Origin of the sequence: uncultured Arthrobacter sp. (genome assembly GCF_964021775.1) — a bacterium.
Lineage (GTDB): Bacteria > Actinomycetota > Actinomycetes > Actinomycetales > Micrococcaceae > Arthrobacter.
In genome coordinates, this window is sequence record NZ_CAXHZI010000021.1 from 26195 (window position 1) to 43287 (window position 17093).

Annotated in this window: 14 protein-coding genes, 1 tRNA gene and 1 pseudogene; 8 read left to right on the forward strand and 8 right to left on the reverse strand. The window is 68.9% G+C overall.

Annotated elements, in window-relative coordinates:
• Positions 1–3 precede the first annotated feature (3 nt).
• From ABIN76_RS14655 to ABIN76_RS14665, 3 genes are all read left to right on the forward strand, one after another.
• A complete protein-coding gene (locus ABIN76_RS14655; RefSeq protein ID WP_346960414.1) occupies positions 4–513 on the forward strand; it encodes a hypothetical protein in 510 nt (169 codons plus the stop codon).
• Between the two features lie 14 nt (positions 514–527).
• Positions 528–977: an Rrf2 family transcriptional regulator gene (locus ABIN76_RS14660; protein ID WP_346960415.1), complete on the forward strand. Its 450-nt coding sequence runs from the start codon at positions 528–530 to the stop codon at positions 975–977.
• Between the two features lie 184 nt (positions 978–1161).
• A complete protein-coding gene (locus ABIN76_RS14665) occupies positions 1162–2322 on the forward strand; it encodes a globin domain-containing protein (RefSeq protein WP_346960416.1) in 1161 nt (386 codons plus the stop codon).
• Positions 2323–2449: 127 nt separating this feature from the next.
• Here ABIN76_RS14665 and ABIN76_RS14670 read toward each other — a convergent pair whose 3' ends face one another.
• Entirely contained in the window at positions 2450–3829 is a 1380-nt protein-coding gene (locus ABIN76_RS14670) for an FAD-binding oxidoreductase (protein WP_346960417.1), read from the reverse strand.
• 248 nt (positions 3830–4077) lie between these two features.
• Complete coding sequence (locus tag ABIN76_RS14675; protein WP_346960418.1) at positions 4078–5910, reverse strand: phosphoenolpyruvate carboxykinase (GTP); 1833 nt, start codon at positions 5908–5910, stop codon at positions 4078–4080.
• 279 nt (positions 5911–6189) lie between these two features.
• Between ABIN76_RS14675 and ABIN76_RS14680 the strand changes: the two genes are divergently transcribed.
• Positions 6190–6263: transfer RNA gene (locus ABIN76_RS14680), tRNA-Arg, on the forward strand.
• Positions 6264–6413: 150 nt separating this feature from the next.
• On the opposite strand, the gene ABIN76_RS14685 is transcribed toward ABIN76_RS14680, so the two are convergent.
• Positions 6414–7145, reverse strand: coding sequence for an FCD domain-containing protein (locus ABIN76_RS14685; protein WP_346960419.1), 732 nt, complete (start codon positions 7143–7145; stop codon positions 6414–6416).
• Positions 7146–7258: 113 nt separating this feature from the next.
• On the opposite strand from ABIN76_RS14685, the gene ABIN76_RS14690 reads away from it, so the two are divergent.
• The 4 genes from ABIN76_RS14690 to ABIN76_RS14705 all read left to right on the forward strand — a co-directional run bounded on the left by ABIN76_RS14690 (position 7259) and on the right by ABIN76_RS14705 (position 12268).
• A complete protein-coding gene (locus ABIN76_RS14690; RefSeq protein ID WP_346960420.1) occupies positions 7259–8716 on the forward strand; it encodes an NAD(P)/FAD-dependent oxidoreductase in 1458 nt (485 codons plus the stop codon).
• A 194-nt stretch (positions 8717–8910) separates the two neighbouring features.
• The gene (locus ABIN76_RS14695) at positions 8911–9588 is read left to right on the forward strand and encodes an ABC transporter ATP-binding protein (protein ID WP_346960421.1); all 678 of its coding nucleotides are present in this window, start codon (positions 8911–8913) and stop codon (positions 9586–9588) included.
• Complete coding sequence (locus tag ABIN76_RS14700) at positions 9585–11630, forward strand: YhgE/Pip family protein (RefSeq protein WP_346960422.1); 2046 nt, start codon at positions 9585–9587, stop codon at positions 11628–11630. The genes ABIN76_RS14695 and ABIN76_RS14700 overlap by 4 nt, the downstream gene beginning before the upstream one ends.
• Positions 11627–12268, forward strand: a complete 642-nt coding sequence (locus ABIN76_RS14705; protein WP_346960423.1) for a TetR/AcrR family transcriptional regulator — start codon at positions 11627–11629, stop codon at positions 12266–12268. Before ABIN76_RS14700 ends, ABIN76_RS14705 begins: the two co-directional genes overlap by 4 nt.
• A 773-nt stretch (positions 12269–13041) precedes the next feature.
• Here ABIN76_RS14705 and ABIN76_RS14710 read toward each other — a convergent pair.
• The 5 genes and pseudogenes from ABIN76_RS14710 to ABIN76_RS14730 form a co-directional block, all read right to left on the reverse strand.
• Positions 13042–13908, reverse strand: a pseudogene (locus tag ABIN76_RS14710) (EamA family transporter); the annotation flags it as partial.
• A gap of 27 nt (positions 13909–13935) precedes the next feature.
• Positions 13936–14550 carry a hypothetical protein gene (locus ABIN76_RS14715; protein WP_346960424.1) on the reverse strand — a complete coding sequence of 205 codons (615 nt, stop codon included), beginning with the start codon at positions 14548–14550 and terminating at the stop codon, positions 13936–13938.
• Positions 14551–14662: 112 nt separating this feature from the next.
• Complete coding sequence (locus ABIN76_RS14720) at positions 14663–15190, reverse strand: histidine phosphatase family protein (RefSeq protein ID WP_346960425.1); 528 nt, start codon at positions 15188–15190, stop codon at positions 14663–14665.
• A gap of 57 nt (positions 15191–15247) precedes the next feature.
• Entirely contained in the window at positions 15248–15451 is a 204-nt protein-coding gene (locus ABIN76_RS14725; protein WP_146335814.1) for a dodecin family protein, read from the reverse strand.
• Between the two features lie 456 nt (positions 15452–15907).
• On the reverse strand, positions 15908–16777 hold the full coding sequence (locus ABIN76_RS14730; protein WP_346960426.1) for a winged helix-turn-helix domain-containing protein: 870 nt from the start codon (positions 16775–16777) through the stop codon (positions 15908–15910).
• Between the last annotated feature and the right edge of the window lie 316 nt (positions 16778–17093).

Here is a 17093-nt window from a genome sequence, read left to right on the forward strand (position 1 = left end):
GCCATGACCGACTCATCCGAAGCCCAGGGCGCAGTCCTGCAGCCGGCTGACCCCGCCGAGGACTCCTGGCGCGGCTCGGTGCCGGATGCCAGCGCCACCGACCTGGAGAACCTGCTCGGCACCGGCGTGGGAGCAGCCCAGGAACAGCTGGAGCGCAACGGCGGTTTCCTGCCCTTCGCCCTGGTCGTGGAAAACGACGGCGAGGTCCGCCTCGTTGCGGTTACCCCCGCGGACGCGGCCGGGGACAGCGACGCCGACTTCGACGCCGACGGCATGATCAATGACCTCACCGAGCTGCTCCGGCAGCACCGGGACGAGTTCCGCGCCGCCGCGGTTGTCTGCGACATCACCTTGCTGGAAGAAGAGTCGGACGCGATCCACGTCGCCGCCGAGCACAGGGACGGCTCCGTATTCGCGGCGGTGCTGCCCTACGGCGCCAACCCGGAGACGCACGAGCTGGTGTTTGGCGAACTCTCCGCCGATAGCAACGACCCCGCCGTCTGGGTGGACTAGACCAGGCCGGTGCCATGAAGATCAACGCCTTCGCGGACGTGAGCCTGCGCGCCATGATGGTGCTCGCGGCCGCCGCCGACGGCGAACTGCTCACCACCCAGAGCATCGCGGACGCCGTCGGCACGCCCTACAACCACGTCAGCAAGGCGATGGCGAAGCTGCGCGAACTGGGCCTGATCGACGTCGAACGCGGACGGAACGGCGGGTCCCGGCTCAGCGGCGCAGGCCGCTTGGCCACCGTCGGGCAACTGCTGCGCGCACTGGACACCCGGGCCGACCCGGCCGACTGCGTCGCCGCCGCGGGTACCTGCCCCCTGATCAACGAGTGCCGGCTCCGCGGCGCCCTGGGCCGCGCCCGCGAGGCCTTCTACCGTGAGCTTGACGACATTGTCGTCGCTTCGCTGCCCACCTCGCGGCAGATGAATCCCGTCTTCCAGGCGATCGGCCTGCGTCCCGGCCTGTAGCGGCCCCTGCCCACGGTAGCGGTCGCCGAGGAGCGCGACAGCGGGCGCCACGCCCGGGCGGCGCTCCGATTTGAAACTGTTTTCTACGACGTGTAGAACTGAGGCATAAATACTCGTATTTCAAATGCAGGTATTTCAGCACGGTCCGGTTGAAGACCCCGGGCCACTACCTCAGGAGTCAGCAATGCTCTCGGACAAGTCCTTCCCCGTCATCGAGGCCACCCTGCCGCTGGTCGGCTCCCGGATCGGCGAGATCACCCCCAAGTTTTACGCCCGGCTCTTCGGCGCGCACCCGGAACTGCTGGACGGACTGTTCAGCCGTTCCAACCAGCGCTCCGGCAACCAGCAGCAGGCCCTGGCCGGAAGCATCGCCGCTTTCGCCAGCCACCTGGTGAGCAACCCGGGCACCCTGCCGGAGACCGTGCTGTCCCGCATCGCGCACCGCCACGCCTCGCTCGGCATCACCGAACCGCAGTACCAGGTGGTTTACGAGCACCTCTTCGCCGCCATCGCCGAGGATCTGGCGGAAGTCATCACCCCGGAAATCGCCGAAGCCTGGACTGAGGTCTACTGGCTGATGGCCGACGCGCTGATCAAACTCGAGAAGGGCCTTTACGCCAGCCAGGCCAACGGCAAAATGTGGACCCCGTGGAAGGTCGCTGCGAAGACCCCCGCCGGCACCGGCTCCATGACGTTCACCCTGGAACCGGCCGACGACACACCCATCACGCCGGCGCTTCCGGGCCAGTACGTCAGCGTCAAGGTCACCCTCCCGGACGGCCTGCGCCAGGTCCGCCAGTACTCGCTCTCCGGCGACGCCGGCACCAGCCGCAGCTTCACCACCAAGCTCGACGACGGCGGCGAGGTCTCCCCCGTGCTGCACCACCACGTCGAGGTCGGCGACGTCCTGGAAATCTCCAACCCGTACGGCGAAATCACGCTCAAGGAAAGCGACGGCCCCGTGGTCCTGGCCTCCGCCGGCATCGGCTGCACGCCGTCCGCCTCGATCCTGCGCTCCCTCGCCGAGTCCGGCTCGGACCGCCAGGTCCTGGTCCTGCACGCGGAAAGCACCCTGGACAGCTGGGCGCTGCGCTCCCAGATGACGGACGACGTCGAACGCCTCGACGGTGCCGAGCTGCAGCTCTGGCTTGAGCGGCCCGAGGCCGGGGCCAGGGAAGGGTTTATGTCGCTGCGCGACGTGGACCTGCCGGCCAACGCCTCGCTGTACCTGTGCGGTCCGCTGCCGTTCATGAAGAACATCCGCAACGAGGCCATCAACGCCGGCATCCCCGCCACGAAGATCCACTACGAGGTCTTCGGCCCGGACATCTGGCTCGCCAACTGAAGCACGCATCGGCTGCTCCGCAACCGATGAGATCACGACGGAGGCCCGCACCTTTCGCAACAAGGGTGCGGGCCGCCGTCGTTGTTAACCGGACCAGGCTCCCCCGTCCGGGCCGCGCCGCGTCAGGTCACGACGGCACAGCGGTGATCGCATGGCCGAACCGCAGGAGGTTGCCAGGGTCGTAGCTGGATTTCGCCGCCCTCATCCGTTCGTAGACGGCGGGAGACCAGGCCCTGGCCCGGTCAGCCTCATCGCCGGGTTCGCCGTGGAAGTTGACCAGGGTAAATCCCGTGGAGTGCGGGGCCATCGCGGCCAGGACCGTGCGGATGGCTGACGAGACGGCCTCGGCAACCGGCGGCATCTTGAACCCGACGAGGAAGAGCAGGAACGCCGCGTCCCGCCCGGACACGGCATTCGGAAGCGCCCCGGCGCGGGCCAGGGCTCCTCCCAGCGGCCGGATTTCGACCAGCAGCAGCGGACAGTCCGAGCCTTCGCCGGTGTGTTTCAGCAACTCGGCCAGGGTCTCGTCGCCGAGGTCTTCCAGCATCGCCCCGCCGGCCGTGAAAGGGAGCGGATCCGCCGGATCCATGTGGATCTGGTCCACGTCGAGGTAGCTCATGGGCCCGGCCGTGTCCATCAACGGGGTCGAGACGGCGCGCATCGGGGCAAGCAGCGCGTCACCGGCGTCCCGGTTCCCCATCAGGGCGAAGCGGAGGTGCACCACGAACTGGCCCCGCAGCGGCCCGGGGACGAACTCCATGTCCGGAAGCCGCAGCAGCGAGATCGAGGGCGAGGCGTGATCCGGCAGCGCGGGAAGCCATTCACGGAAGGCAGCCAGGATGAGGGCCGCATCGGCGCCCGGATAGATGATGCCGCCGCCGTAGAACTCGCCCAGCGGAAAGAGGCTGAACTCGAGTTCGGTAACAATCGCGAAGTTGCCCTTGCCGCCGAGCATCAACGCGAACAGCTCGGCTTCGGCCTCGGCGTCGATCCGGCGCAGCGCACCGTCCGCGGTGACCACCTCCATGCTGCGGACATGGTCCGCCGCAAAACCGTGGGCGCGGCCCAGCACCGGAAGCCCTCCACCCACCGTGTACCCCACGACGCCGACGTCGGTGCTGGAGCCGTGCAGTCCGACCAGCCCGAGCGGGACACTCGCTTCCAGGACGCTGCGCCACTTCACCCCGGCGCCCACCCGCGCAGTGCGTTCCACCGGATCGATGTGCAGCCCCTGCAGCCGCCTGGTGTTGATCAGCAGGCCGCCCTCGACCACTGAGTCGGCGCCGTGCCCGGTGGCCTGGACCGCCACCGGGAGCCGGCGTTCTGCCGCCCATTTGACCCCGGCGGCGACATCCTGGGCGGTGCTGGCGCCCAGCACCACGTCGGGCCGGTGGACGGTGGCGGCGTTGAACGCGAACGTCTCGGCCGCGTATTCGGGGCTGTCCGGCAAAGCGACCGGGCCGCTGACAGCTGCGGACAGGGCCTGGATATCGTCAGTGACAAGCATGATGTGCTCCTGGGGTCTCGCCTACCGCGGCAGGCGGAGGGCGCGTCACCGTGCGCCCGGAATGTTCCCCCGCATCCCCGACAGTCAGCGGCCGGCCCGGCTGATGAATGCGATGAGCCTAGGGGCCCTCCCGGCTGCGTGCTAGGGGCCTAAGTCCCTGCAGCCGCTGCCTCCCGCCCACGGGAAAAACGACGGCGGCCCCGCACCTTGCGCAAGGTGCGGGGCCGCCGTCGGTGGATCAGCGCCTGCTAGTGCGCCGCCATCCGTTCCTTGAGGGAATCGAGCTCCGAGCGCAGCGCTTCCGGGAGCGAGTCGCCGAACTTGGCGTACCACTCCTCGATGGAGGCCAGCTCAGCGTCCCATTCCTCGCGGTCAACACGCACGGCGTCTTCCACGTGGGCGTGGGTCAGGTCCAGGCCGGTCAGGTCCAGCGAGTGGCCGGTCGGAACGAATCCGATGGGCGTTTCGACCGCGTCGGCTTTGCCCTCGATGCGTTCGATGGCCCACTTGAGGACTCGGGCGTTGTCGCCGAAGCCGGGCCAGGCGAAGTCGCCGTCGGCTGTGCGGCGGAACCAGTTGACCAGGAAGATGTGCGGCAGCCGCTCCGGGTTGGCCTTGCCGGAGACGCTGATCCAGTGCTTCAGGTAGTCGCCGGCGTCGTAGCCGATGAACGGCAGCATGGCCATCGGGTCGCGGCGGAGCACGCCGACCTGTCCCGCGGCGGCAGCCGTGGTCTCCGAGGAGAGCGTGGAGCCCATGAAAATGCCGTTGGTCCAGTTGCGGGCCTGGGTCACCAGCGGAACCGTGGTCTTGCGCCGGCCGCCGAAGAGGATCGCGGAGATTTCCACGCCCTCGGGGTTGTAGTACTCCTCGGCCAGCATGTCGACCTGGGAGATCGGGGTGCAGAAGCGGGAGTTGGGGTGCGCGGCGGGCTGGTCCGACTCCGGGGTCCAGTCGTTGCCCTGCCAGTCGGTCAGGTGCGCCGGAACCTCGTCGGTCATGCCCTCCCACCACACGCCGCCGTCGTCCGTGAGGGCGACGTTCGTGAAGATGCTGTGGCCCTTGGCGATGGCGCGCATGGCGTTGGGGTTGGTGCCCCAGCCGGTGCCGGGGGCGACGCCGAACAGGCCCGCTTCCGGGTTGGTGGCGCGCAGTTCGCCTTCCTTGCCGATCCGCATCCACGTGATGTCGTCACCCAGGGTTTCGACGTCCCAGCCTTCGATGGTCGGATCGAGCAGCGCCAGGTTGGTCTTGCCGCAGGCCGACGGGAAGGCCGCGGAGATGTAGTAGTTCTTCTTCTCCGGGGAGGTCAGCTTGAGGATGAGCATGTGCTCCGCCAGCCAGCCTTCGTCCCGGGCCATGACCGAGGCGATGCGCAGGGCGTAGCACTTCTTGCCCAGCAGGGCGTTGCCGCCGTAGCCGGAACCGAAGGACCAGATGGAGCGCTCTTCCGGGAAGTGCACGATCCACTTGTCCGGGTTGCAGGGCCAGGCGACGTCGGCCTGGCCGGGGGCCAGCGGCGCGCCCAGGGAGTGCAGCGCCGGGACGAAGAAGGCGTTGGTGGCGGTGATCTTGTCCAGGACTTTGGTGCCGATCGTGGCCATGATGCGCATCGAGGCGACAACGTAGGCGCTGTCCGTGATCTCCACGCCGAACTTGGGGTCCTCGGCGTCGAGGTGGCCCATAACGAACGGGATGACGTACATGGTGCGGCCGCGCATGGAGCCGCTGAACAGGCCGCGCAGCTTGTCCTTCATCTCTGCCGGTGCCATCCAGTTGTTGGTGAAGCCGGCATCGCGTTCGTTCTCGGAGCAGATGAACGTCTGTTCTTCGACGCGGGCGACGTCGGCGGGGTCGGAGAACGCTGCGAAGGAATTGGGGAACAGCTTCTCGTTCAGCCGGGTCAGGGTGCCGGCGGCCACGAGCTCGTCCGTGAGCCGGGTGTTCTCCTCCTCCGAACCATCAACCCAGTGGATCCGGTCCGGCTGGGTCAGTTCAGCAACCTCTTCAACCCATGCCAGCAGCCCGGCATGTGTGGTGGGTGCTTTCTCAAGCAGCGGCAGTCGCGCCAGATCGCCCATTACGGTTCCCTTCCTCGGGTTCAGTGGTGTGTCCTAAATGCTAGGTCTCGCCGAGGCCTCAGCTTCAGGGCCGAATACGACTTGACGATGAGCCGCCGATCCAAAATCCGCGGAAAATCAAGGTTTGTCCTCGAAGCGCGGCTTCGTTTTTGTGACTAAGGTCACGTAGACCGGTCTAGTCGGGCAGATTACAGGGCCTTCGATTTGGAACTACGGGCCCATCTCGCGTAAAGTAATTCGAGGTTCGGGGGAGCGAGAAGATCCCGAAGAGCCAAGAATGCGCCCATAGCTCAGCTGGATAGAGCGTCTGTCTACGGAACAGAAGGTCAGGGGTTCGAATCCCTTTGGGCGCACAGAGAAAAGATCCGCACCGGTCCGCCGGTGCGGATCTTTTGTTTTCCGGCGTGATCCGGGAATCCGCGGCGGTTTCGGACCAGGGCAGGCCGGATCCGGGCCGCACCGGTCCTGAACGGTAGCGGAAACGCGGGCAGCGGCCCGGCACCCTACTCCCCCACGGCGGCCGCGACCTGGCGGCGCATCGCGTCAAAGTGGCTGCCCAGGCGTTCCGCGGCCAGAACCGCGTCGCCCGCGGCCACGGCTTCGTAGACGCCCCGGTGCAGCGCGGCCCCCGCGGCAGGGTCGACGGCGCCACCGCCGCCAAGTTCGAGCTGGATCCGGCGGTAGACGGTCCGGAACGCATCCACCAGGCCGAGCAGCAGCCCATTGCCCAGCGGCTTGAACAGTATGCGGTGGAAGTCGGCGTCGGCCTCGACAAAATGTTCTCCGGCCCCGGCGAGGGCCTCCATCCTGAGCACGGCGGCCTCAAGTTCCCCCAGCCGGTCCGCCGTCATCAGCGCCATGGACGCACCGATCAGCCCGGATTCAAGCAGCCGCCGGGCGTCGATCAGCTCCAGCGCCTCCTGCCCGCGGTGCCGCAGCGACATCCGCGCACGGAAGGTCAGCCCGTCGGCAAGGGCATCGAAGTTGCTCGCGGCCACGAACGTGCCGAAGCCGTGCCGGATCTCAATCACCCCTACGGCCTGGAGCACTTTCAGTGCCTCCCGCAGCGTGTTCCGGCCGATGTCCAGCACGCCGGCCAGCTCGATTTCGGTGGGCAAAGGATCGCCCGGCTCCAGCTCGCGCTCGAGGATCAGCTCGATGATGTCATCCTGCAGGGCGCGCAGCCGGGCCTGCGCGCCGAACCGGCTGCGCGGCCCGGTGCTGCCTGCATTCAACCTGCCTGCACACACGGCTGGCTCCTCCCCAAGATGATCCTCAGGGTAGCGGACGTCCCACCTCCTGCACAGGCTGCCGTCAAAGCGGTTCCCGCCGGGGTTAGGCTGTTGCCATGACGGCACATTTTGAGCGTGAATTCGATGTCATCGTGATCGGGGCCGGCGCGGTGGGCGAGAACGTGGCCGAGCGTGTGGTCCGCGGCGGATTGACGGCCGTCCTGATCGAGGCGGAGCTGGTGGGCGGCGAATGTTCGTATTGGGCCTGCATGCCCTCAAAAGCCCTGCTCCGACCCGGCACCGCGCTCCATGCCGCCCAGACCGTGCCCGGCGCCGAGCAGGCAGTCACCCGGGTACTCGACGCCGAAGCCGTGCTGAAACGACGGGACTACTTCACCTCCAACTGGCAGGACGACAGCCAGGTCAAATGGGTCGAAGACACCGGAATTGACCTGATCCGCGGCCACGGCTGGATCACGGGCCCGCGCCGGGCGGAGGTGGCGGGGCTGGACGGCAACAACTACGCGCTGGTGGCTCGCCACGCCGTCGTGCTGGCCACCGGATCGCGCCCCAGCATCCCGCCGATCGAGGGCCTTGACGACGTCGACTACTGGACCACCCGGGAGGCCACGTCCGCCCGGGAGGTCCCGCCGCGGCTCGGTGTGCTCGGCGGCGGCGTGGCCGGCACCGAACTCGCCCAGGCCTTTGCCCGGCTGGGGTCCGCCGTGACGGTGGTAGCCCGCGGCGGCCTGCTGGGCGCGTTTCCGGACCCGGCGTCCGAGCTGGTCCAGGCGGGACTGCGCGCCGACGGCGTCAAACTCTACCTCCGCACCGGCACCCGAAGCGTCCACGAGAACGACGACGGTTCGCTGACGCTCGCCCTGGACGGCAGCGGCAGCGTCACAGTGGACAAGCTCCTGGTCGCCACCGGCAGGCAGCCCGCACTGGAAGGGCTTGGCCTGGAAAACGCCGGCCTGTCCGCCGACGACGGGAAGCCCCTGCGGCTCGAAACCGACGCCAGCGGGCTGGTCCGGGGAGCCGACGACAACGACGCCACCCCCTGGCTCTACGCCGTCGGGGACGCCGCGGGCAAGGTCCTGCTGACCCACCAGGGTAAATACGAGGCCCGCGCCACCGGCGATGCGATCGCCGCCCGCGCCAAGGGCACGCTCTCCGGCGAGCCGGCCCCGTGGAGCCCGTACGCCCACACGGCCGACGAGCACGCCGTCCCCAATGTGGTCTTCACCGATCCGGAGCTGGCGAATGTGGGCCGCAGCCTGGCGCAGGCCCAGAAGGACGGCTACCGGGCAAAGTCAGTCCAGCTCCCCATCCAGGTGGCCGGATCCTCGCTGCATTCCGAGCACTACAAGGGCTGGGCCCAGCTGGTGGTCGACGAGGACCGCAAGGTGCTCCTGGGGGCGACCTTCGCCGGACCGGATGTGGCAGAGCTGCTGCATGCGGCGACGGTCGCCGTCGTTGGCGAAGTCCCGCTGGACCGGCTCTGGCACGCGGTCCCCTCCTACCCGACCATCAGCGAGGTCTGGTTGCGGCTGCTGGAGGACTACGGCCTCTAAGCGCGAACGGACACTTGGGGCCCCGGAATCTTTGGATTGCGGGGCCCCAAGTGTCCGTTCGCGCTTGATCACGGGCCGCAAGTGTACGTTCGCGCTTAATAACGGGCCGCAAGTGTCCGTTCGCTCACATCTATTTGAACTGACCGGTCAGTTTAGTTAGCCTTGAAGCAGATCATCTCTGCGAAAGGCTTACCTTGCTCTGCGTTCAACAGCTCCATGTGAAGGGCCGGCGGGACTCCCTGCTCCCGCCCACCTCGCTGCAGGCAGCCCGGGGTGAGCTCCTGCTCGTCACCGGCAAGCGCCAGGACCAGCGCACCGCCCTGGCGCTGACCCTGAGCGGCCGGATGAAGCCGACCGACGGCACCCTCGAATGGGACGGCGGCACCCGGATCAAGCAGCTGCGGCAGGCGAGCGCCGTCGTGGACGCCCCCGGCGTGAACGAGCCGGAGCAGCACCTGAGCGTCCGCGACCTGGTCACCGAGGACCTCGCCCTGATCCCCCGCCGCTACCGCGGCGCGCTGCTCAGCACGCCCTGGCTCAAGGTCAACCGCTTCGAGGACATCGCCGGGCGCTGGGCCGAGGAGCTGCCCGCGGGCCGCCGGCTGGAGCTGCTGACTGCGTTGGCCCTGGCCAATCCGCTCACCGACCTGCTGGTGGTCGACTCCCCGGACCGTCACAGCGGCGATCCGGCCGACTGGCTGCCGCGGCTTCAGGAGCTGGCGTACGACGCCGGCCGGCCGCTCGCCGTCGTCGCCACCGTCGGCAGCCTCCCGCCGGGCTGGACCGGTCCAGTCGCGGAGATCGGCAACGCCGGCCCCGCGCCGGAACCGGCCGACGCTCACCAAGACCCCGAAAGCGAGGACGCCCGATGACCGTGCTGCGGCTGGCCCGTTCCGAACTGAAGCGCATGACCGGCGGCCTGCTGCCGAAGCTGACCATCGTGGCCCTGACCCTGGTGCCGCTGCTCTATGGGGCGGTATACCTCTACGCCAACTGGGATCCCTACGGCAAGCTGGACCAGATCGACGCGGCCCTTGTGGTGGAGGACACCGGTGCCACGTCCGCCGACGGCACCCGGCTGGAGGCAGGCCGGAAGGTCGCCGACAGCCTCGTCGACGGCCACGTCTTCAACTGGCAGAGCGTCTCCAGCGCGGAGGTCGCGGACCAGGGCGTGAGCAGCGGCCAGTACGCGTTCGCACTGAAGATCCCCCGGGATTTCTCCGCGAACCTCGCCTCGCCGGGAAGCTTCGACGCCGCCAACCAGGCCATGCTGAACGTCACCACCAACGACGCCAACAACTACCTGCTCGGCACGATCGTGGACAAGCTCACCACCGCCGTCCACACCACCGTGGCCAAGGAGGTGGGCGAGGAGACCGCCAACCAGCTCCTCACCGGCTTCGGCACCATCCACTCCCAGATGCTGAAGGCGTCCGACGGCACCCGGGACCTCGCGGGCGGGGTGTCATCGCTGCACGACGGCGCGGCCAGCCTGCACCAGGGTACGTCATCGCTCAGGAACGGCGCCGGCGAACTCGTGGCCGGGCAGCGGAAACTCCTGGACGGCGCCAACACGCTGAACGCCGGGGCCGGGCAGCTCGCCGCCGGCCTGGGCCAGCTCCAGGACAAGACCGCCGCACTGCCGGCGGATTCCCAGCGGCTGGCCGACGGCGCCGCCCAGGTGGCCGCCGGAAACGCCGCGCTCAACACGAAGCTGCAGGGCATGGCGGGCCAGCTCGCATCCGCGGAACAGGCCGCGGCGAAGGCACAGCGCAGCCGGGTCGTGGCCTCCAATGACCGCCTGGTCGCCGCCGGCGTTATCAGCAAGGCTCAGGCGGACGCCATCCTCGCCGACTACGATGCCACCGCCGCGCCGGCGCCGTCCGGAGCGGGGGCGGCCCTCAAAGGCGCGGCGGCCCAGGTGCAGCAGCTGGCGGACGGCTCCGCCGCCGTCAGCGCGGGTGCCCTGCAGCTGGCCGGCGCGGCCCCGGCCCTGAGCGACGCCGTCGGGAAGGCCTCCGGCGGGGCGGAGCAACTGGCCGGTGGCACCGCGGACCTCGCCGCCGGAGAGCAGAACGCCCTGGCCGGCACGGAAAAACTCGCCCAGGGCGCCCGGCAGCTCGACGACGGCGCCGCGCGGCTTGAGAGCGGCTCGGCCAAGGCGTCCGACGGCGCCGGCACCCTCGCGGGTGAACTGGCCAAGGGCGCCGGCAAGGTTCCGAACCCGGACGGCGCGCAGAAGGACAGCCTCGCCAAGGTCATGGCGGACCCCGTCGCCGTCAGCAACGTCTCGCAGGCCAAGGCGGGCTCCTACGGGGCCGGACTGGCACCGTTCTTCCTCACCCTGGCCCTGTGGATCGGCATCTTTATGCTGGTCCAGGCGATGCGGCCGGTCACCCAGCGCGCCCTGGCCTCCAACGCGCCGTCGTGGAAGATCGCCGTCGGCGGCTGGCTGCCGTTCCTGGCGGTGTCCGCCGTCCAGGCCAGCCTGCTGACCCTGGTGGTGGATGTGGGGCTGGGCCTTGACCCCGCCCATCCCGTGCTCATGTGGGTCCTGATGCTCGCCGCCGCCATGGCCTTCAGCGCGATCATCCAGGGTGTGGTGGCGCTGCTCGGTTCGCCCGGCAAGCTGGTGGTGCTGATCCTGCTGGTCCTCCAGCTGGTCTCCTCCGGCGGCACGTTCCCCTGGCAGACCACCCCGCAGCCGCTGCACGTGGTGCACCAGCTGCTGCCGATGGGCTACGTGGTCAACGGCATGCGCCACCTGATCTACGGCGCCGAGCTGGCCAGCATCCTGCCCACCATGCTGGGCCTGGTTGGCTACACTTTGCTGGGACTGGCGATGTCCGCCGTCGCCGTCCGGAAGCACAAGTTCTGGACCCTGAAGACCCTGAAGCCGGAGATCGCCGTATGAGCACCCAGCCCCGCGAGGCCGCGGCGCCCGACGCCGAGGGCGGCAAAAAGCTGCGGCCGGGGCGCACCAACGCCACCAAACAGAAGTTGTTCGAGGCGTCGATGGAGCTGATCGGCGAGCGCGGGGCCGCGGGCGTGACGGTGGACGAGATCGCCGCAGCCGCGGGCGTCTCCAAGGGCACGGTGTATTACAACTTCGGCAGCAAATCGGATCTGATCGCGCAGCTGCTGCGGCACGGGGTGGACATCCTGATGGCGCGGCTGCTCAGTGTAAAGGACGGCTCGGCGGACCCGCTGGAAGCCATGGACGAGATGATCGGCCAGGCCATGGACTTCATGGCCGAATACCCGTCCTTCGCCCGGCTGTGGGTCAGCGAGAACTGGCGGACCCCCAGCGAGTGGCAGGACACCTTCGCCGAGCTCCGCGGCCGCCTGCTGGGGGTGATCGGCGCCGCGATCGAGGCCGTGGCCGCCAAGTATCCGGTGGACCCCGCACTGTCCCGCGGCAGCCTGGAGACGGCCATCTTCGGCGCCTGCTTTGTGGTGGGACTGGACCGCCAGACCTACAACCCGGAGCGCACCAGGGCGCAAAGTGTCGCCGCAATCATGGCGATCATGCGTGGCTACGTTGTGAAGTAGCCGCGCTCGGGGATGATTGTTCACATGCGCCACATGGGTAACAGCGGAAAGACTGCCATCGGAGCGTCCGTCGCCGCCGTGGCCCTGCTGGTCCTCACCGGTGCCACGCTGCACGAAACGGTGGGGCTGTGGTTCCTGGCCGCGGCCGCCGTCGCCTACATCGCCTGCGTGGCCGAGGTGCTGGTGCGGCGGCGGTACAAGACGCTGCTGGCGAGCGGGATCGGCAGCATTCTCTTCATCGCGTTCGGCATCGCGTTCCTGCGGCAGTGGGGGCTGGCCTTCAATCCGGACCCGAACGCGTTGTCCACCAACGTGGACACCGAGCATCCGGACCTGTACTTCTACCTCGCGGCTGCCGCGGGGACGGTGACGCTGCTCCTGCTGCTCGCCGGCACCGTCGTGCCCGGCCGACGCCCCGCACCGCGGCCCGGCTACGCGTCCCGGCGCCCGGCGTCCGCGGCCAGGGGCCCGGCCCCCCGCAGGCCCGCCGCACGCGGGGCAGCAACTTCCGCGGCACGCGGGGCGGCACCGCGTCCCCCGGCAGCACGTTCCGCCACGCCGTCCGCCGCGGCAGCACGGTCCGCCACGCCGCGGTCGTCGACGCCGCGGAACCCGGCTGCGCGGACGTCGGCACCGGCCGCAAAGCGCCCGGCGGCTCCGTCGTCCAAGCCGACCGCCACGTTGCCACTCAAACCGGCGGCCAAGGCCCCAGCGCGTCCGGCAGCCAAGTCCCCCACCCGCCGCTGACCGGCCGCGGCCGCGCCGCCGCGCGGACCGCGTCCCCGCAGCACGGCGGTCGCCACCCCGGCCAGCAGCAGCAGCCCGCCGGCCACTTCCGCCGCCGAGGGCACCTCGGACAGGACCAGCCACGCCGTCGTCATGCCCACCACCGGGACGAGCAGTGTGAAGGGAACAACGGCGGAGGACGGATACAGCCCCAGCAGGCGGTTCCAGATGCCGTAGCCGATGAGTGAACCGAAAACGGCGGTGTAGAGCGCACTGAGCATCGTCACCGGTTGCAGCCCCACCAGCGCATCCGAGACGGCAGCAGGCCCGTCCACCAGCAGCGAGAGTCCGGCAAGCGGCAGCGGCACGACGGCGCCGGACCACACCACGAGACCCAGACCGGACGCGGCCTTCGCCTTCCGCGCCACAATGTTGCCCCCGGCCCAGGACAGCGCAGCGGCCAGCACAATGATCAGCGGCAGGACGGGGGCCACGAGGCTGCGGCCCACGGCCACGACGGCGAGCCCGGCAATCCCCAGCACGACGCCGGCGAGCTGGCGGCGGGTGGGCCGCTCGGCCAGGATCCCGGCCGCCAGCAGGACGGTCAGCAGGACCTGGGCCTGCAGCACGAGCGAGGCCAGGCCCGCGGGCATGCCGAGCGCCATGGCCAGGTAGAGCAGGCCGAACTGGCCCGCGCTCATCAGGAGCCCGACGCCGATGATCGCCTTCCAGCTGACGTCCGGTTTGCGGATGAAGAAGATGCAGGGGAACACCACGAGGGTGAAGCGCATGGCCACGAACAGCAACGGGGGCATCTGCGCCCCCACCGGGTGTAGGCCAAGGTCAATGGCGACGAAGTTGACGCCCCACAGGATGGCGACGAGCAGGGCCAGCCCGGAATGACGAGGGGTCACCGCGCCGGCCGCTGCCGCTGCAGGGCCTCAGAGATTGCGCGGCCGTTCGCCGTGCGGGCCGTCGGTGTCGCGGCGCTCCTTGACCGTTTCCTCGCGGATCCCGGCGGTGTCACCGGCGCCTGCCGTATCTGCTGTCCCACCGGCGCCTGCCGTGTCTGCCGGGCGGGTGCGGTCGCCCCGGTCCCGGCGGAGTTCCTCGTGCGGGTGCAGTTCCTCGTGTGTCTGGGCGTCGCGGATCTCGGCGTTGCGGGCCTCCGTGTTGCGGGTCTGCGCGTCGCGGCCGGCGGTGTCAGCGTCGCCACGTTCGGTGGTCACGACGTCCGGATCGACGTCGTCGGCCCGGCGGAGCTGCTCCTCGGCGCCGGCTCGGACAGTCTGCGCCTCCTGCTGCGTGCCTCGGGCCTGCATGCGCAGCCGTTCGGCCTCGACTTCGGCCGCCTTCGCGTCGGCTTCCGCCCGCGCCGCCTTGGCCTCATGTTCCCGCGCGGCCAGCTGGTCGGCCTGGGCCTTTTCACGCATTTCCGCGGCCCGGTTCCGGTCCGCGTCCGTCTTGCGTTTGCGGCCCAGATAGATTGCCACCGCGATGATCGCGAGCACCACCACGATGCCGACGATGATCCCTACGAGTTGTCCTGAATCCACGCTGATCCACCTTTTCCCTCGGTCGTTAAGAAAACACCGGCAGTAAAAGCAATAACAGCATCAGTAAACAACACAATCATCGTGCTGACCATCAAGCTGCCGCCGGCAGCGCCTACTTCGCCCGGGGAACCTTGAAGTGCGTGAGCCGTGCATCCTGGCCGTCCAGCTCGGCCCAGGACTTCTCCGTCTCGAAGACCGTCAGGCCGCTGGTGGGATAGCGGGTGGCCGCGTCCATGTAGGCGTCATGGTTGGAGTCCCGGGAGGCCAGATGCATGGCGAGGTCCTGCACGCCGGGCATGTGCGAGATCACCATCAAAGTCGTGACGGTGTCCGGGACGTGGTTGATGACCGCCAGCATGCGCAGCGCCGAGGCGCCGTAGAGGCCGTCCTCGAGTTTTGGCGTCGGGGCCTTGTCCCCCAGCGCACTGCACACCCAGGTGCAGGTCTGCCGGGTCCGCAGGGCACTGGAGCAAAGAATGAAGTCCGGGACCACGCCGTGCTTGAGAAGCCATTTCCCGGCCAGCGGCGCCTCCCGGTGCCCGCGCTCTTCCAGCGGCCGCTCGTGGTCCGCCACGCCGCCGGGCCAGTCCGCCTTGGCGTGCCGCATGAGCACCAGCCGTTTCATGTGATGCGCGCTCATGGCTCAATCCTAGTGCGGGCGGGCTTCGCCACGGGCGCGCTCCACCGCGGACGCCCCTCAGTCGTCCAGGACGAACGTCACCTCCAGCACCACATGCCAGGCCACGACGGCGCCGTCGCTGATTTCGACCTTCTGCTCCTTCACCCAGGCGCCGGTGACGTTCCGCAACGTCTTGTTGGCCCGGTCGACGCCTTCCTTGATCGCGGCATCAAACGAGGTCTTGGAGTTGGAGCTCAGGGTAGTAATTCGTGCAACAGACATGATTCCTCCCGATAGTCGGATCGACGGGACCGAGACTACGCCGAAGCCCCCAAACGCAACAGAGTCCAAAAGCCGCGGAGCCACCGGCGGCGGCTTCGCCGGATTTGGGGCCGTGCCCGTCCCCAGCCGCTCCCGGCTCTCGCAAGCTCGAGTCGGGGCCCTCGCGGCAGTGGGCCCCCGCGGTGCCCGCCACGCCGCGGCCCCAAAATCCGGCCTCGCCGCCTCAGCCGCGGAGCCCGGCCTAGTAGCGTTCCGGCGACTGCGGGTGCTGCAGCGCAGCGGCACATCCCGAAAGCGCCGTTGTTGCGTGGGGCCACGCCGCCAGGGTCCCCTGGCCGAGCTTGCGAGGCTAGGGAGGCGGTGGGGAGGAACGAGCGCAGGCGCCGAGGGATCGTGCCGCGAAAGCGAAAGCGCCCGCCTCAAACAAGGGACAGGCGCTTTGGCGTGAAGCTAAGGCTAGATGGAGTACTCAGGAGCGGCCCAGACAACAACCTCGGGGTGCTCGTAGAACCGGTAACCCTGGCCGCGGACAGTGCGCACGGTATTGGCGAGCCGGCCAAGCTTGGAGCGCAACCGGCGGATGTGCACGTCGATGGTCCGCTCGTTGGGCACCTCTTCGGCGTTGCGCCACAAGCCCTCGAGGAGCTCGTCGCGGCCCACGGTGCGGGTGCCGTTCTCCACGAGGTAGTTGAGGAGCTCGAATTCCTTGAACGTGAGGTTCAGCGATTCGCCGTCGAGCGCCACTTCACGGCGGGCGAGGTCGATCAGCACGCCGGACGGGCGCGGGTCCTGCGGCTGCTGCAGGCGTGCGTTCTCGGCACGCTGGCGGGCACCGGCGGTCGGGTCGCCGAAGGTGGACCGGACGACGTCGAGCGCGGAACCCGGCGCGGACGCCGGGGCGACGGCGACGGCGGCGTAGCTTTCGGCGCCGGACACCAGGGACTGGGCGTAGGCGCGGATCTCCTGGGCCAGCTTGGCAATGGAGGTTCCGGCGGCGGCCGCGGTTTCCTCATCGATGCCCATGTAGAGCACGAAGCCGCGGGCCACGTTGTCGTTGGGCACGGGGCGGACCGCACTGCCGTTGCCAGGTGCAATCACCGGGGTCGGGGCGGTGGACGGGGCCGGTTCGGCCGCGGGGACGGCGCGAAGCTGGCCGTAGGAGTTGGGGTTGTAGCCCTGCGCCGCGTAACCGGGAGCGGGGAAGCTGTTGCCGGAGCCGGCGGGGCCGAAGCTCGGCCGTCCGCCGAAGCCCTGGCGGAGACCGGCCTGTCCGGCCTTGTTGGCGTTACGGACGGAGATGTGGACGTATCCGGATGCAACTGACATGGAATGCTTACCTCAATGTGAATGGCCGTCATCGCGGCTCGAATGCTGGTTCCCCGCAATGAGAACTGGGGAGGGGCGCCCGACGCTGGGCTGGGGGCGAATGCCTAGAAACGTTCTGGGGTGTAGAAGTTAGGCGTGCATTCGACAACAGGGCATCTCAGTACCAGCTGGTGCGCTGATCCAGGAAGCTGCGGCTGCAGGTGCTGTTGAGTTCTTGTTCACAATTGAAGTGTGCAACGTAACAATAAGAACTAGCAAGTAACAATGGACTCCAAAGTCCGCATCGTGAGACGAAAACGCCGATTGTAGCGCAAAT